Source organism: candidate division TA06 bacterium B3_TA06 (genome assembly GCA_005223075.1).
Taxonomy (GTDB): domain Bacteria; phylum Hydrothermota; class Tepidihabitantia; order B3-TA06; family B3-TA06; genus B3-TA06.
On the sequence record NJBO01000006.1, the window covers coordinates 67,946 to 82,808 of the forward strand.

Consider the following 14,863-nt stretch of genomic DNA (forward strand, 5'->3'; position numbering starts at 1 on the left):
CTTATGACAAGGGATTGGGTCTTATGTGGCACAGGCTCTCAGCCTGTTCAATATTATTCTGGTTGGTTAGGGCCTTGCGATCTTTTGACCAAAGGTCAAAAGGAGCAATGAAGCATGTAGGGGAGACGCATGCGTCGCCCCTACTATCTTAGTTGTCAAGTCCGACATCTTAGGAGGGATCTTCCGCAGACCGTTTGGTTATCCAGGCTTGGGCTTCCTTGAGGTGCTCAAAGAAGTGGCTTCGCTCGCGGAGACCGATTCCCTTGCAAAAAAGCTGAATGAACCGGCGCAGGTTCAGGGACCCGCCCACTATCACCAACTCTACCTTACCCCCGTAATGCTTTGATGCCTGGGTCAGGAGTTCTGAGAACACCTGCCTTGAGCGTACACCCATGTGCACCAGCTCGGAGATGTCTATGAGTATCAGGCGGAGGTGATAAGGCAGAAGCTCGACACTTGTGACGTATTCTTCGATCAGATCCTCAATCTCGCGAGGTTGTGTAACTCCCTCAAGATGCATGGTGCATACGCCGTCTTGGGAGAAGGCCAGATTTTTCATCGTACCACCATCACAGTCGCATCGTCGGTTCGACGACAATTATCTCGCATGAGGATGCGTGCGATCTCAGTTGGTGATAGTGTAATCTCATCGGTGGAGAGTTCCCAGCGATCCCGTAGACCGTCTGAGTGCATCACGAAAACGCTTTGCTTTTTCCAGGGGTAGAAGAAGAGACGTGGTGGGCGTAAGCTTACCCCCAAGGTGCCGCTCATTGAGATCAGACGAGCCCACGATTCTTCCTCCGGCAGCCAGAGCCTGGCGCTTATATTGCCCACCCCTATAAAGGAGAGTTTATTGGCAGGTTCGTCGATACGTGCTATCCCTGCCACTGCACCGCGGGTGCTGTGCAGGGCACTGTGAAGTTCGGCAGGCATCTGCTGGATGGGCTTGCGGTGGTTCGCATGCAGGTAGGCTTCGGCGAGAGCAGCTGCTTTTCTTGCCTCGTTTCCGTGTCCAAGCCCGTCTATCACCGCAAGGAGCGTTCTCGGACCGTCGTGATGGATCACGTGACCGTCCCCGCAGATAGCCGACTCCGGATGGGTGCGAACCACAACACTCACAACCGCTTTTCTGTGGATAGCTTCGTCGGTGGTTTTGCCAGGTGGAAGGTACTTCCGTAATCGCACCTGGGTGCCGTTGGAGTTGGAGTATATCTCAAACTCATCTGCGATGCGTTGCACAGAGGCCAGACCTTGACCCAGTGAGCCGGCGGTGCTTAAACCCCCTTGGAGTACCTGTGTGACGTTCTTGATGCCAGGGCCCTCGTCCTGGACAAAGATCTCGATTCCACGCAGATCGTTCTCTTTAAGCTCGTGAAAACTCATCCTGCCGTTTTTGGCCTTGTGAACCACGAGGTTTGTGGCAAGTTCGCTAACGCAGAGGTCTATCTGGGCCAGGAGTTTATCCTTAAATCCAAGCTTTTCAGCGAAGCGGTGTATGATTCCTCGTGTCTCAAGAATATGTTCTTCCTTTTCGATGCGCATCTCCTCGATTTGCTTCATACGGATAGCCATTTCTCTATGATGACAGTGGTGCCTTGACCGGGTTCGCTGGAAATCTCCATATGGTCAGAGAGCCGTTTTGAACCAGGCAGTCCCTTGCCCATGTTGCCGGATGATGACCAACCATCTTTCATTGCCAGTTCAATATCCTCGATTCCCGGTCCGTGATCGATGAAGGTGATCCGGATACCCTTATGAGGATTTGTGAGTTCCTCTATGTGGGCTTCTCCCTCGCCCGCGTAGAGGAAGGCGTTGCGTGCCAGTTCCGAGACGGCGGTGCTGATACGAGTCTGGTCTACAAGCCCGAAGCCGATATCTCGCGCCATAGACCTGACAACCGTTCGTACCCTTACGATGTCCACCTCTTCCTTAATCGGAATCACTATCATTGGACTCCTCTGTGCTTTCCTCCTCCTGCTGGGTTCTTGCCCCCATCTCTCGTTCCTTTAGTAGTTCTTCCAGCAGTGTATAGCCTTCGTCAAGATTTAATGCGGTTTTTACATCACCCAGAGAAAGCCCAAGCTCAACTAAGGTGATAGCAACGGCCGGGTGCATGCCCACGATTACGATCTCTGCGTCAAGGGTGGCGGCCATGCGTGCGGTGTCGGCAAGGATTCTACCTATGAAGGAATCCACCATCTCCAGGGCTGAGATATCAATGAGTACGCCCCGCGCCTGGGTCTGGGAGACACGCTCGAGGATATCTTGCTGTAGCTGTTCGGCCATCCGGTCGTGAAGATCGATCTGGATAGAGACAAGCAGGAACTCCCCGAGCTTGAGGATGGGGATGATGCTATCTCTTGTTGTTCTTCTCATCTTCTACGATTTGCAGTTGTAACCGGTTGAAGGTCCAATTCAGGACGATTTTCAAACCCCTTGATTTTGTTGGATTCGCTCATCTCCCTTTTTTCTTTCATGTTTTTAATCCGTGTGCGCTTACTTTTCTTTGAGCCACGTGAGGGCCTCCTCACAGGTATCGAAGAACTTGGTTTTAATACCATGCTTGATCATGGAGAAGTACATATTCATTATGAATCGCATCAGTGGTGAGGCTTCCACGATGGCGGTGCGGGCTCCTTCTATCCCTATTTTATTGATCATGTCCGTGACCTTTCTGCCGGTGTTGCGATCTACCTGGAGGGTTTTGGCATCTGAGAGGTCTATGAGACTCGGTTGGCTTTTTTCGAGCGGCAGTTCCTCGGCCCGCTCGGCGATTTGAAGGTGCTCGTCTGTGGTTAACCCCACGATATAACGAATATGGAGTACCACTTTGTTCTCGTCATACTTGGATATGTGCCTCATCAACGCTCCCACTTTAATGAGTCGCCGGAAAGGCTCCATGGCGGTCGGCTCGATGTTTTATGGAGGGGGAAGGTGTTGTATACCTTTGCGATTAAGTTGCCCTCAATCCCAGCAGACGCCATCATTTGTATCCCGGCGCAAAAGGAGTTATTATGCATGATAGGTTCCTTTCGTCCTGATCGTAAATAAACTTGCTCTCAACTTCAACCCATTTACCTCGCCATACTTGTCTTGAGTAATAAATTGTGTAATTATACAGTCTTGGATTCATATGTCAAGTCTTCTGACACTTTTTGTGTTTTAACTATGCTATTTCCTTAAGGAGAACGACTTATGAGGATTCGTAGAGGTTTATTTGGGAGTTATTGTGGTATTCTTTGTTTGAGTTTTAAGAAAAGGATACCCTAACGTGGGGTGATGCTGGTTTCTAGCTTAGATTTTTTTCGTTATGGAATTGGCCATGAGAACGGAGTAAGTATGCTTATCGAAGGTGGACATTTTAGAGCGCTTGAAGCTCTTGGCAGGTGAGAGTCGAGCTGAGAACTACTACAAGAGATTGCGTTGGGGAGGTGGACGGAAGAGGTATCTGGAGTGTGGGAGTTTTAATCTTCTTTCTCTTGCAGACGGTTGCTATAAGTGTAGGATTTGTGGTGTTCGATTCGGTGTTTTTTATTGTGGTCCACACACGAGTATGGAGCGATCGCGTGGGGTGCATTTGCCTATCAACTTGCAACCAGTCAAAATTGGTCCGCAAACTAGCCTGCAGTCCAAGCCAGGGCTAATCTCTTCGCAGGGGGCTTCTTTTTGATCTCAAGAGATATTTATATATGATTCCCAGTGGGGGAATGGGGAGTCAGTTGGGGTCTTCCACCGGTGAATGGGTAGGTTTGCGGCCTCGGCGGAAGAGAAGGAACGCCCCGCCCACGACCCCGAAGGAGACGTTTACCACGTCAAACAGGATCGAGGTAGCAAGTGCCGTCTCCCTGGCGACCGCAAAGGTGGCAAGCATCTGCACAAATGTCTGTTCGCGGAGTCCCCAGCCGCCTACAGAAAACATGGCAAGGGTGTTCACGATCGGTATGGTTACCATGATATGGATGAATCTCGTTTGCCCACCAAGCGAGAGGAAGAGAAGATACCATATCCAGGCAAGGCTTATCTGAACGCCAAGGGAAACCAATACCGCGGCAAATAACGCACCCTTGTGGTTGCGGTAGTGGGTGATAGACTTGAATGCCCCTGCGATCTTTTCACCAAACGGATACTTGAATACTCGCAGTTTTGAAAGCCAGGGGGAGATCCAGGCGTTTATTTTTTTAGAAAGGAATGCGAGAGTCAGGGAGATCGCGAAGCCGAACCCGGCACCGAAGATGACAAGCAGCAGGAAATTGCCGCTCACTGCGGCGTAGAAGATACTTGCAAGGAATGCGAAGCTGAATACTCCGATGAAACCCACCATGCGGTCGGTCCACACGATAGAAAACGCCACCCCTTTACCCTCGTGCCCGCTGGTGTCCACTATACGGTAGACGTCGCCGCCTATTGTCGTGGGCAGAACGTTGTTGAACAGCATGTGTATGAGCACGCTGCGGTAAAGGTAGAAGAAGCCGTAGGGATGGTTGCGTGCCTTGGATAGGATGAACCAGCGCAGGGCAAGAAAGGCAAGGAAGCAAAGGTATACTCCTGCCGCAACCCCAACGTAGATAGGTTCGGTTTGCTGTAGCTCAGCCCACGTTTTCTTGAGATCAACGGTAAGGATGATGATAGCAATGAAGATAACGGCTATGGCGATCCGCAGCCAGAAGAATATCCTGTCTTTGGTTTTCTTATCCATCAGATGGCTCTGCGTTCCACGGCTGATGCAAGAAGTCTCTCCGCTCTTCGAGCCACCCGCTCCCAGGTCAGGGTTGATGTCCACTTTCGATTCGCCTCGCCCATCTTCCGCCGCAGCTTCTCATTCGTCAGCAGTCTCTCCAGATGGTCGGTCATCTCATCAATGTTTCCGTGCTCGTAGAGAAATCCCGTGTTTTTATCCTTGACCGAATCCGTTAAGCCGGGCACCCGTGCCGCGACCACAGGTGTGCCGCACGCACCCGCGTCCGTTGCCAGAAATCCCCAGCCTTCCTTGGCCGAGGGTTGGACCGCTACCGCCGCGCGCTGATAAAGCTTTGCCACATCCGCAAGCGATACCCAGCCCGGAAGCTTCACGCTGTCCTCGAGTCCAAGCCGGTCTATCAACTGCCTCAATCTATCTGCATCCTTACCTGTACCCGCAATCTCGCATCTGGCGTCAATTCCGCGCTGTCTCAATCTAGCCATTGCGTAGATGACGTGGTCTACGCACTTGTAACGCATTAATCTACCTACAGATACCACGAGTTTTTTTCTTTTTTTAGGTCCGGGTTTAAAGATGGGATTAACGCCAACCTCAAGAACCTGGATGCGCTCGGGCTTCATCCCCATCTGAGCCAGCTCCTTTTTGCCCGATGCACCCAGACACCCGAAAAGACCCTTACGGTAAATCCTGGGGATCAGCCCCTCGGTCCAGTAAACGTAGGAGCCGGCAAGGAAATTCGTCTCTTTAAATATCTTCCTGCGAAAGACGTGCATAACGATACCCACCACAGGGGTCGAGCCAGCCCACAGCGGTGTGTAGAACGGGATCTTGTTTAGATCGTCAAGCACTACGTCAAAATCATTCGATCTTAAAAAACTCCGAATCGGTCTGCCGTATAGATGAAAGTTAAAGGTGTTGCGCGAGCCTGTCCTTATCACCTTGATCCTGTCCAACAACGCTTTATGGGGTGCTCCAGGATACCCACAGGCCAAAAGGGTCACGTCGTGGCCGTAGGAGACCAGTCGGACGAGAATCTCCTTGAGATAGAACTCGGCTCCGCCTTTTTGCGGCGCCCCCCAGTCCTGCCAGTTGATAGCAAGGATCCTCAACCTAGATCCCCCAGGAGGCTCCCTCCCTGGCGAACTCAACGCTTTCGGGGAACTTCCTCTTTTTCTTTGCCAGATAGACCTTGCAGGCATCCTCCATCTTCCTTAGTTTGGCGTCGTCATGGCCAGGGTCAAAGTGGGTGATGAGGAGTTTTTTTGCCCCGCAGGCTATTGCCTGATCAACACATAACTCAGGGGTTCCGTGACCGAAGGTCTGGGTTGAGCCTCGTAGCTGCTTCGCGGTATACTGGCCGTCAAGAACCACGAGATCGACATCCTTGCAGAGGGTGTTGATCCTGTCGTTGGTAAAGGCCAGGGGCTCGTTGTCGGTGCAGAAGGCCATGGAGGCGTCCATGTAGTCTATTCGATAACCGATGCAGCCGTTGGGATGGTTGAGTGGGATGGTGGTTACCTTGGCTACATCCTTGGGGTCTACGGATTTGGTCTCGGCTGATTCCTTTTCAGAGACATACATGTATCTGCCGTTCCGGTGCAGGTAGTAGAAAACCTCGGAAAACATCTTGTCGTGCGCCTGGTAGAGTTTTTCCGCTGGCAGAGATACGTGAGGAACCGGGAAGTAGGGGCTTGACTGCTGCTCCTCCAGACACTGCAGGACTATGTTTCTTATGGGGTCTGCGCCCTTCCTTTCATCCGGGGTAAAGCCGTGGATATGAAAGGTGTTGGCCTTGATGTAGAAGGGAACGCAGAAGCCGATTCCCTGGGTGTGGTCCGAGTGATAGTGGGTCAAAAGAAAGATGAACGATTTGCCGATTATCCCCTTGCTCATCAAGATGTTACCCAGCACCCTTGCGCCCGAGCCCATGTCCAGGGTGATATTGAATGGACCAGCCTCGAGGTAATAACATGTGGTGTTGCCGCCGTAGGCCGAGGTCTTAAAACCCTTGGTCGATGGGGAGGGCAGGCTGCCCCTGACCCCGAAAGCATGTAACTTCACGATACGCCTTCCTTTGCTCTCCAGTATGAAAGCAGATCCTTCATGGTCTGCTCCAGCGTGATTTCTGCACGCCAACCTAAATCCTTGCCTATACGCGATGCGTCACCATGCAACTGGTGGATATCGTAGGTACGCATGCGCGATGCTTCTTGCACTATCTTAACCTTTAATCCGGAGATTTCAACCAGCATCCTTACACCCTCCTCTATAGATATACACCGCCCCGAGGTTACGTTGTAGGTCGAGCCAGGCTTCGCCTTATCGGCTGCCATCATATAGGCACGCACCACGTCGCGCGCGTCCAGCACGTCCCTTATTACAGACAGGTTGCCCATCTTTAGGACATGTTCTTGTCCGTCTTTCTCAATCCTTGCCAGACTCCTTGCCACGTGAGGAAAAACGAAGCTCTCTGTTTGTCCGGGCCCGGTATGGTTGAAACCTCGACTGATAATTATCGGCAGTCCGTGCTCTCTCATATAGAATTGACAGATCTCTTCTCCCATCAGTTTGCTCAACCCGTAGACGTTGATAGGGGCAGGCCTGGTATCCTCGTTGACCGGTTGATGAGAAGGATCGACGTTCCCGTAAACCTCGCATGAAGAGGTGAATAGGACCCTCGGTTTCTCATCAAGTTTCGAGCAAGCATCCAGCAGATTGAGGGTTCCGGTGACGTTTACCCCGAAGCACATCCCTGGATTCTCCTGGCACATCCTTACAGAGGAGATCGCGGCGAGATGATAAACCCGTTGGGGTTTGAGGGAAGTGATGAAATCTTGGAGTGTCTTTTTATCCCGTATATCGACACCTTTGGACTCGAAAGGCAGATCGGGAGATTCCTGCGGGTCGTGAATCCCGATTACTGTATTACCCCTTTCCATCTCGGCCCTGGCCAGCAGCCTGCCGACGAATCCACTCGCGCCGGTTATCAGTATCTTGTCTGGAGAGTGAGACACTGCCTGGTCCTGTCCAGGAAAGGCTGGCTAGACCCGCTCGCGCCAGAAGTCGAGGAGATCGGCAAGGGTCTGCTTGAACGCAATCTCAGGCTTCCAGCCGGTTTTCGCGCGGAACCTGGTCGCGTCACCTATCAGGAACTCGACGTCCGAAGGACGCATACGTGCAGGGTCCTCTTTGATCGTTATATTCACATCGGCCTGGGCAATAAGCATATCCAGAAGCTCACGGATCTTTATACCCTTGCCTGAGCAGATATTGTAGACCTCGCCTGGTTCGCATCTCTCCAGCGCCATGGTATAGGCCCTTGCGATGTCCCTTACGTCGGAGAAATCCCGCACCGCATCCAGGTTGCCTACGCGGATTAAAGGCTCGGCTTGTCCCTTTTCGATCATGACGATCTGACGGGCGAAGCTGGAGGTTACGAAAACCTCGCCCCGGCGCGGGCCGGTGTGGTTGAATGCACGGGTCCTTATCACGCGAAGCCCGTAGCTCTTGAAGTACTGGAAGGCCAGAAGGTCCTGGGCTACCTTGGAAACCCCGTAAGGTGATAGGGGATGCAGAGGAGTCGTCTCGGCTATAGGCACCTCGTCAGGATGAACAAGCCCGTACTCCTCCGAAGATCCTGCGATATGAATTAAAGGATCGCCTCTCGCTTTTCGGCAGGCCTCGAACAGGTTGACTTCACCTATGACGTTTGTAGAAAGCGTCTCTGCCGGTGCCTTCCATGACATGGGCACATAGCTTTGTGCCGCGAGGTGGAACACCCAATCAGGGTTGATCTTCTCAATCAGCGACCTCATGGACGCCGCGTCTCGTATGTCTCCCTCGATCAGATTGATCTTGTCCTTGAATCCTTCAACATTCTCCATACGCGAGCGCCAGCGGTACAGACCGTAAATCTCGAATCCACCCCGATCCAGAAGATGATCTGCCAGGTGGCTTCCGGCAAAGCCGGTGATGCCCGTGATAAGAACCCGTTTAGCCATCAGTTGATCTCGTAGGTGATGTATACCGTATGAGTTAGCTTGATCTCACCGGGTTCAAGGGTAACGCCTTCGTCGAGTGCACCGCCGTTTCGCATCATTGCGGCCTGCGGGTAGAGTATACGACGGCCCGGCTCGGATTCGGAGATCGAGATAGGTTTGCCGAGTTTGACGTCTGTAAGGGATGCGATCTGGGAGGCCTTGGTCCTTGCCGCCTTTATGGCATCCACACGAGCTTCGGATGCGTACCTCTTGGGGTTTTCGACTGTGAAGGTTATTCCAAGCACCTGGTTGGCACCGGCGTTGACCGCTGCATCCAGAACATCCGGGACCTTTGCGAGCTCGCGCACCTTTACGTTAAGGGTATGGGAGACCAGGTAACCGTCGAAGATCCGTTTGTTGGTAGCCCGTTCGTAGTGATACTCAGGTGAGATGGTGAAATTGGTAGTTTGCATATCCTTGGCGGCGATTCCGGCTGCCTTTATGGCGGCATTCACCTTGTTCATCAGCTCGTTGTTTTGGCGATATGCGTCAGCAGCGCTTTTGTGACGGGTTTGGACGGAAAAGCTCATGTAGCAAATATCCGGGGCTACCGAGATCTCTGCGGTTCCGGTAACGGTAAGTGTGCGGCGCTCTTCCTCGGCCGCCCTCACCGATGCAACCGCAAGAAACACTGCCGCGGCTGCAAGCAATGTCTTTCTCATCTTATCCTCCTTGCTGGATTCCCACGATTGGGGAAGGGTCAGGCACGCTCGACCTTGCCGGCCTTCAGACACTTGGTGCAGACAAGTATCCGTCGCACCTTACCGCCCTGGCGCACCCTGACACTCTGAAGGTTTACCTTAAAGCGGCGGTTGGAGACCTTGTGGGAGTGAGAGATTTTGTGCCCTTTCTGCGCTCCTTTGCCACAAATCTCGCAAATTCTAGCCATTAATCCTCCTTGAAGCCTGCTAAACCAAATTGAGCTTTAAGTCTACGTGAACAGGTAACAAAGTCAAGCTGTTGTATAGCTTGTCATTGCGAACGCAGGGAGCGATCTCATGGGTCTGCCGTTTGTATGAGATCGCCACCCTTCCCCGCCTCCAAAGGAGACGGACAGACGGTCGCGACGACGGGAATACAGGGGTGGACATTTCCCCTCCTTTTGAGAGAGCGTGCCCCGGTCAAGGGGGAGGAGTGAGGCCCCCTCTCCCTTCGGGAGAGAGTTGGGGTGAGGGGTTGGTGAGAATGGTCTTCCCTCACCTCTAACTCCTGCCAGACGGTAGCACTGGCGTCTCCCAGAGGGAGAGGAGAATTACACCACTCCCTTGATGGGACAGTGTGCCCCTTGAGTGCCTGGTGCACTCATAGGGTAGGGGGTAGGGGGAGGGTGATTAAACTTCCTAGTTCGGTACTTACGTATCTACACTCTAGGGATCATTAGTATCTGGAGAATCTTCGCCCCTTTTCTCCTCTAAGGATTCCCTTCTCGCAAACTGATTATGATCGTTTTTCAGAGGGTGTCATGTAGTGCGAACCTTTAGGTTCGCTGCGGGTCTAAAGACCCGCGCTACGAGTTCTAGGAATATCCGTAGTAGCGCGAACCTCAGCGTGCCCCGGTGGGTATCAGGTTCGTTGCGGGTCTGAAGACCCGCGCTACATGTTCTCTCAACCTTTCGCGTTTTGGTAGACTTCGTCATCATAAAAAATATGATTGGGTTATGGGAGTGATAAAGGTAGGGGGCGGGTGTGTTACGGGCCCGCCCCCCATTGTGGGTGGATTCTAGTTTAGGGGAGTATTCGTTGGCCTTCCCATTTGCCTTCGCAGTGGGAGTCTATCAACCACCACATGCCTTCAGCATGACCGGGCTTGATGCTTTCGTTGAAGTAGCCGTCCCATTTGCCGATCTCTTTGCCGTACTCGTTGAAGATCAAGCCTTTCACGATCTTGTAGACTCCATGGCCGGCGTATTCCAGTTCAGCGTACAGTTCGCCTTCGTGGTGTCCGTCGGCCCAGACGCCCTTAAAAACAGGCGGCAGGACTTCTTTGTCGTACAGGGTTCCTTTCCATTCGCCTTCTGCGTCGCCCCAGAACTTGCCGTACCACTCGGTTGCGGCAAAAAGTCCGGTGGCGCTCACCAGAAGCATGATCCCTACGGCCAGAAGCAATGCTTTCTTCATGTCTTCTCCTTGAATGATTGCAATGTCACAACGAGTTTATCTTTGCGGTTAGTAGCTCCAACCGCTCCAGGTGCCGCTCGCTGTGCTGTCCCAGCTCCATCTGCCTGAAGCCTCTGTGTCGTCGTATGCGGGGAATCTGCCTGACCAGCGTCCCATAGGTTCGCCATCCTCGTCGTAGACGATGCCTGCATCGATCACGTAGTAGCGGCCTACAAGCTCGGCCTCTCCATACCACGTGCCTATATCCGGCGGCTCCTGGTCAGTGGTTTTCCATTCGCCTTCGTAGTATGCAGGTTCCTGGCCGTCGTAGATTGTGCCTTTCCAGACACCTATTCTGTCTCCAGTGAACGTGCCCTGCCAGTTAGAGTTGGCCATTAGAGCGGTGGCCGCAAACACCAATACTACGGCCACGATCAAGGTTCCTTTGTTTTTCATCTTTCCTCCTTGCGATTATTGTTTTGTTGTTCTATTATTTCCACGCGATCCAGGTTCCTTGCCAAGGGTTGAACCGCCACCAGTCACCTGAGGCAAGGCCGTCTATGTGGCAGGGAGGGAACGTGCCACTCCAGGTCCCGATATAGGTTCCTTCGTCGTCGTAGATCTCACCTTCTCGCACTACGAACCAGCCGTTTACTATCTCCTCTGCTCTTCCATACCAGGTGCCGTAGTTGTGAGGGTAGTCATTGTAGCTTTCCCAGGTGCCTTCATAGATTGCGGGATCGGTGCTTTCGTTCAGAGTGCCTTCAATGACGCCCTGATCGTCGCCATCATAGGTGCCTACCCAGTCAGAAGCCGTCAATGCACTGGCTCCTAACAGTAGCACCAGACCGAGGATTAGTGAGAGTGTGCCCTTTGGTTTCATTTTTGCCTCCTTATAGTTTAAGGGTTCTCACGAACGAATTATAAGGAATAAACTTTGTTTGTCAATACCCCAAAAGATACTAATAGATTTAATACTATCGAGAAACCTGTTCCGCCCGCAATATCGCTGGTGTTATAGGCATCAGCTTTGGGTGGACTTCGTCATGATATGAGAGATGATCAGGTATGGGAGTGATTCGATTGGGAGACATTCTGTTTCTTGCATTTCTGATGTTTGTGCCGTGTGCGTTCTACCTCTTCATCCGTTTCGCCAAGCGCAAGGGGTGGATTCGTTACGAGCGCCTTTCTTGGCGTGATACAGAGAACTACATCCGCCGATCCCGTAACACCCGTAACACCCGCCGCCGCGCCGAGAAAGATAGATAACCACTTGGACGGCGAGAAAAACGTTAAGTGACCACATAAGTTTGACATCCATTACCTTGTGCCTATACTTTCCTCAAAAATGAGAAGGCAAGGAGATCTAAGATGAAGGTAGAAGTAAAGCAAGGTGATGTAACCTCATTCGCTAGCCCGCTTCTTATGGTCAACCTTTTTAAGGGTGTAAAGCATCCAGGCGGAGCAACCGGTGCGGTGGATCAAGCACTGGGCGGAGCCATCAGTAAGGCACTTGCCGCCGGAGAGATGGAGGGTAAGCTCGGCGAAACGCTTCTCTTCCATACGGACGGCAAGATCCCTGCCGAGCGAGTGTTGGTGGTCGGTCTTGGTGAGGCTGAAAAGTTTGGCCCTGAGGAGGCGCGCAGGGCTGCAGCTTCGGCCATCTGGGCTGCAGAAAAGCTGTCGGCAAAAGAGGCGGCAACCATTGTTCACGGTGCAGGCATCGGAGGAATCCAACCTCAGTCCGCAGCCGAGGCCACCGCAATCGGTTCCCTGCTTGCCGCCTACCGGTTCGACAAGTACAAAGAGGAGAAGGAACAGCAAAAGCCTCGTGTTGAGAATCTTGCCATCATCGAGCGCGAGGCAGCCAAGATCGCTTCCTTTAAGAAAGGGGTTAAGCGAGCCGAAGTTATTGCCTGGGCGCAGAACCTTGCACGCGACCTGGTGAACGAACCAAGCAACGCGATGACGCCTGTTGAGTTTTCTAAACGTGTCCAAGAGGCCGGGAGCCAAGCCGGAGCTGAAGTTACTGTCCACGATGAGGCCTGGATTCAAGAAAAGGGCATGAGCCTTCTCTGGGGCGTTGCCAAGGGAAGTGAGCATCCGCCGCGGTTGGTGGTTATCCGTTACAAGGGGGCGGGTGATAAGGCCCCCTGGATAGGCATCGTTGGCAAGGGCGTTATGTTCGATTCAGGCGGCATCTCGCTCAAGAAGCCACAGGGTATGGAGGGTATGAAGGGCGATATGGGCGGCGGTGCTGCGGTTGCCGGAGCCTTGCTTGCCGTTGCCAAACTCGGGGTCAAGCGCAACGTATTGGGCATCATCCCTGCGGTCATGAACTCGCCTGGTGGAGGAGCTCAGAATCCTGGCGACATCGTTTGCGGCCTTGACGGTCCCGCTGTCGAGATAATCTCCACTGATGCCGAGGGACGGTTGATACTTGCCGACGGTCTTTCCTACGCGCGCGAGTTGGGTGCAGGCTATCTGGTTGATATAGCTACACTTACCGGGGCATCGGTCGTTGCTCTGGGTACAAAGGTGGCAGGTATCTTTGCCACGGACGAGAAGTTAGAGAAACTTCTTATGGATAACGTAAGCCAGACCGGTGAGCGGCTCTGGCCGATGCCCATGTTTGACGAGTACAATAAACAGTTAGAGAGTACGGCTGCCGGTATCAAGAACACGGGCGGCAGAGATGCAGGAGCTATCACCGCGGCCAAGTTCCTCGAGCATTTTACAGACAAAAAGCCCTGGGCGCACATAGACATAGCGGCCAAGGAGATGGCCGATAAGCCCTACTCCTGCTACCGCAAGGGAGCCACCGGCTTCGGCATGCGCACCCTGCTTCGGTTCGTCGAACGCTGGGAGGGGTGAGTTTCAATCCCGTGACTAATAAGAAGGTCCTGATAGGTATGAGCGGCGGGGTTGACTCCTCGGTTGCCGCCTTACTGCTCAAAGAGCAGGGCTACGAGGTTCACGGGTTCACCCTGCGTATGTGGGGTGAGGAGGGCGAGGAGGGTGAGGAGGGCAGGTGCTGCTCGCGCGATGCTATCGAAGCTGCGATCGCCGTTTCCCGGAAGATAGGTATCCTTCACACCATCATCGATATCCGCAAACAGTTCGAGGCCGAGGTAGTCAACTACTTCCTTGATGAATATCGCAGCGGCCGTACCCCTAACCCTTGTGCGGTCTGCAACGAGCGTATTCGCTTCGGGGCTTTCTGGGATGCAGCAAGGAGCTTTGGAGCAGATTATCTATCCACCGGGCACTACTCCGGAATAGTCGAAGATTCAGGTGAGCTGTTCTTTGCTCGTGCAAAGGACGAGCGCAAGTCGCAAGAATACTTCCTTGCACTGATCCCTAAGGAACGTTTAGGTCATCTGATCTTTCCGCTTGCCGAGTTGACCAAGGACCGGGTGCGCGCTATCGCGTCTGATAACAATCTACCGATAATAGATCGCGAAAGCCAGGACATCTGCTTTATACCTGACGGGGATACTGCTTCGTTTCTTCGCAGGCATTTTGGTTCCAAGCCTGGGAAGATCGTTGATCTTGAAGGTAACGTTCTAGGAACCCATAAGGGCATCTGGTTTCATACCATAGGTCAGCGCAAGGGTCTGGGGATAGCTACAGGCGAACCGCTATACGTAGTTGCACTCGATTCAGAAAACAACAGGGTGCTGGTCGGTCCGCGCTCTGCTATCGCGGGTAAGAGTTTTCGCCTCACTCACATCAATCGCTTCACCGACCGCGATCTTTCTAACCTTCCCTTAACCTGCAAGATACGCTACGCCACCCCGCAAATCAGCTGCCGTCTTGAAGATGAAAAGGTTGTCTTGGATCATCCGGTTGACGCAATCACGCCCGGTCAGTTAGGGGTTATTTACTGGCAGGACAGGGTGGTTATGGCAGGGATTATCGAAAATCCAAGCCGTTTAACCACGTCGTCATAGATAATATATTGGGTTCACCCACAACGATTTAGATTTCTATTTCCGATCTTTTGTCCAGAGGACAAAAGGAGAAT

At 52.8% G+C, this 14,863-nt stretch carries 18 protein-coding genes; 3 read left to right on the forward strand and 15 right to left on the reverse strand.

What is annotated here, in order from left to right:
• Positions 1-169: 169 nt before the first annotated feature.
• The 15 genes from CEE36_05180 to CEE36_05250 all read right to left on the reverse strand — a co-directional run bounded on the left by CEE36_05180 (position 170) and on the right by CEE36_05250 (position 11,719).
• Complete coding sequence (locus CEE36_05180) at positions 170-559, reverse strand: hypothetical protein (GenBank protein TKJ43144.1); 390 nt, start codon at positions 557-559, stop codon at positions 170-172.
• A complete protein-coding gene (locus tag CEE36_05185; GenBank protein ID TKJ43145.1) occupies positions 556-1,572 on the reverse strand; it encodes a hypothetical protein in 1,017 nt (338 codons plus the stop codon). Before CEE36_05185 ends, CEE36_05180 begins: the two co-directional genes overlap by 4 nt.
• Entirely contained in the window at positions 1,557-1,949 is a 393-nt protein-coding gene (locus tag CEE36_05190; GenBank protein ID TKJ43146.1) for an ATP-binding protein, read from the reverse strand. The genes CEE36_05185 and CEE36_05190 overlap by 16 nt, the downstream gene beginning before the upstream one ends.
• Positions 1,930-2,376 (reverse strand): anti-anti-sigma factor, encoded by a 447-nt coding sequence (locus tag CEE36_05195; GenBank protein ID TKJ43147.1) that lies wholly within the window; start codon positions 2,374-2,376, stop codon positions 1,930-1,932. The genes CEE36_05190 and CEE36_05195 overlap by 20 nt, the downstream gene beginning before the upstream one ends.
• Positions 2,377-2,496: 120 nt before the next feature.
• Positions 2,497-2,862, reverse strand: coding sequence for a hypothetical protein (locus CEE36_05200; GenBank protein TKJ43148.1), 366 nt, complete (start codon positions 2,860-2,862; stop codon positions 2,497-2,499).
• Between the two features lie 853 nt (positions 2,863-3,715).
• Positions 3,716-4,696, reverse strand: coding sequence for a hypothetical protein (locus CEE36_05205; protein ID TKJ43149.1), 981 nt, complete (start codon positions 4,694-4,696; stop codon positions 3,716-3,718).
• Entirely contained in the window at positions 4,696-5,898 is a 1,203-nt protein-coding gene (locus CEE36_05210; protein ID TKJ43150.1) for a hypothetical protein, read from the reverse strand. The genes CEE36_05205 and CEE36_05210 overlap by 1 nt, the downstream gene beginning before the upstream one ends.
• Complete coding sequence (locus tag CEE36_05215) at positions 5,810-6,760, reverse strand: hypothetical protein (GenBank protein ID TKJ43151.1); 951 nt, start codon at positions 6,758-6,760, stop codon at positions 5,810-5,812. Before CEE36_05215 ends, CEE36_05210 begins: the two co-directional genes overlap by 89 nt.
• Positions 6,757-7,713, reverse strand: coding sequence for a hypothetical protein (locus tag CEE36_05220; GenBank protein ID TKJ43152.1), 957 nt, complete (start codon positions 7,711-7,713; stop codon positions 6,757-6,759). Before CEE36_05220 ends, CEE36_05215 begins: the two co-directional genes overlap by 4 nt.
• 27 nt (positions 7,714-7,740) lie before the next feature.
• Positions 7,741-8,700 carry a GDP-mannose 4,6-dehydratase gene (locus CEE36_05225; protein TKJ43153.1) on the reverse strand — a complete coding sequence of 320 codons (960 nt, stop codon included), beginning with the start codon at positions 8,698-8,700 and terminating at the stop codon, positions 7,741-7,743.
• Positions 8,700-9,401 (reverse strand): hypothetical protein, encoded by a 702-nt coding sequence (locus tag CEE36_05230; protein TKJ43154.1) that lies wholly within the window; start codon positions 9,399-9,401, stop codon positions 8,700-8,702. Before CEE36_05230 ends, CEE36_05225 begins: the two co-directional genes overlap by 1 nt.
• Positions 9,402-9,439: 38 nt before the next feature.
• Positions 9,440-9,628, reverse strand: coding sequence for a 50S ribosomal protein L28 (gene rpmB, locus CEE36_05235; protein ID TKJ43155.1), 189 nt, complete (start codon positions 9,626-9,628; stop codon positions 9,440-9,442).
• A gap of 836 nt (positions 9,629-10,464) precedes the next feature.
• Positions 10,465-10,857: a hypothetical protein gene (locus CEE36_05240; GenBank protein TKJ43156.1), complete on the reverse strand. Its 393-nt coding sequence runs from the start codon at positions 10,855-10,857 to the stop codon at positions 10,465-10,467.
• Between the two features lie 48 nt (positions 10,858-10,905).
• A complete protein-coding gene (locus tag CEE36_05245) occupies positions 10,906-11,292 on the reverse strand; it encodes a hypothetical protein (GenBank protein TKJ43157.1) in 387 nt (128 codons plus the stop codon).
• A gap of 34 nt (positions 11,293-11,326) precedes the next feature.
• Positions 11,327-11,719, reverse strand: coding sequence for a hypothetical protein (locus tag CEE36_05250; protein ID TKJ43158.1), 393 nt, complete (start codon positions 11,717-11,719; stop codon positions 11,327-11,329).
• Positions 11,720-11,904: 185 nt separating this feature from the next.
• Here CEE36_05250 and CEE36_05255 point away from each other — a divergent pair, with 185 nt between their 5' ends.
• The 3 genes from CEE36_05255 to CEE36_05265 all read left to right on the forward strand — a co-directional run bounded on the left by CEE36_05255 (position 11,905) and on the right by CEE36_05265 (position 14,789).
• Positions 11,905-12,105 carry a hypothetical protein gene (locus CEE36_05255; protein TKJ43159.1) on the forward strand — a complete coding sequence of 67 codons (201 nt, stop codon included), beginning with the start codon at positions 11,905-11,907 and terminating at the stop codon, positions 12,103-12,105.
• Positions 12,106-12,207: 102 nt separating this feature from the next.
• Positions 12,208-13,710 (forward strand): leucyl aminopeptidase, encoded by a 1,503-nt coding sequence (locus CEE36_05260; protein ID TKJ43160.1) that lies wholly within the window; start codon positions 12,208-12,210, stop codon positions 13,708-13,710.
• The gene (locus CEE36_05265; GenBank protein TKJ43161.1) at positions 13,707-14,789 is read left to right on the forward strand and encodes a tRNA 2-thiouridine(34) synthase MnmA; all 1,083 of its coding nucleotides are present in this window, start codon (positions 13,707-13,709) and stop codon (positions 14,787-14,789) included. The genes CEE36_05260 and CEE36_05265 overlap by 4 nt, the downstream gene beginning before the upstream one ends.
• Positions 14,790-14,863: the final 74 nt, after the last annotated feature.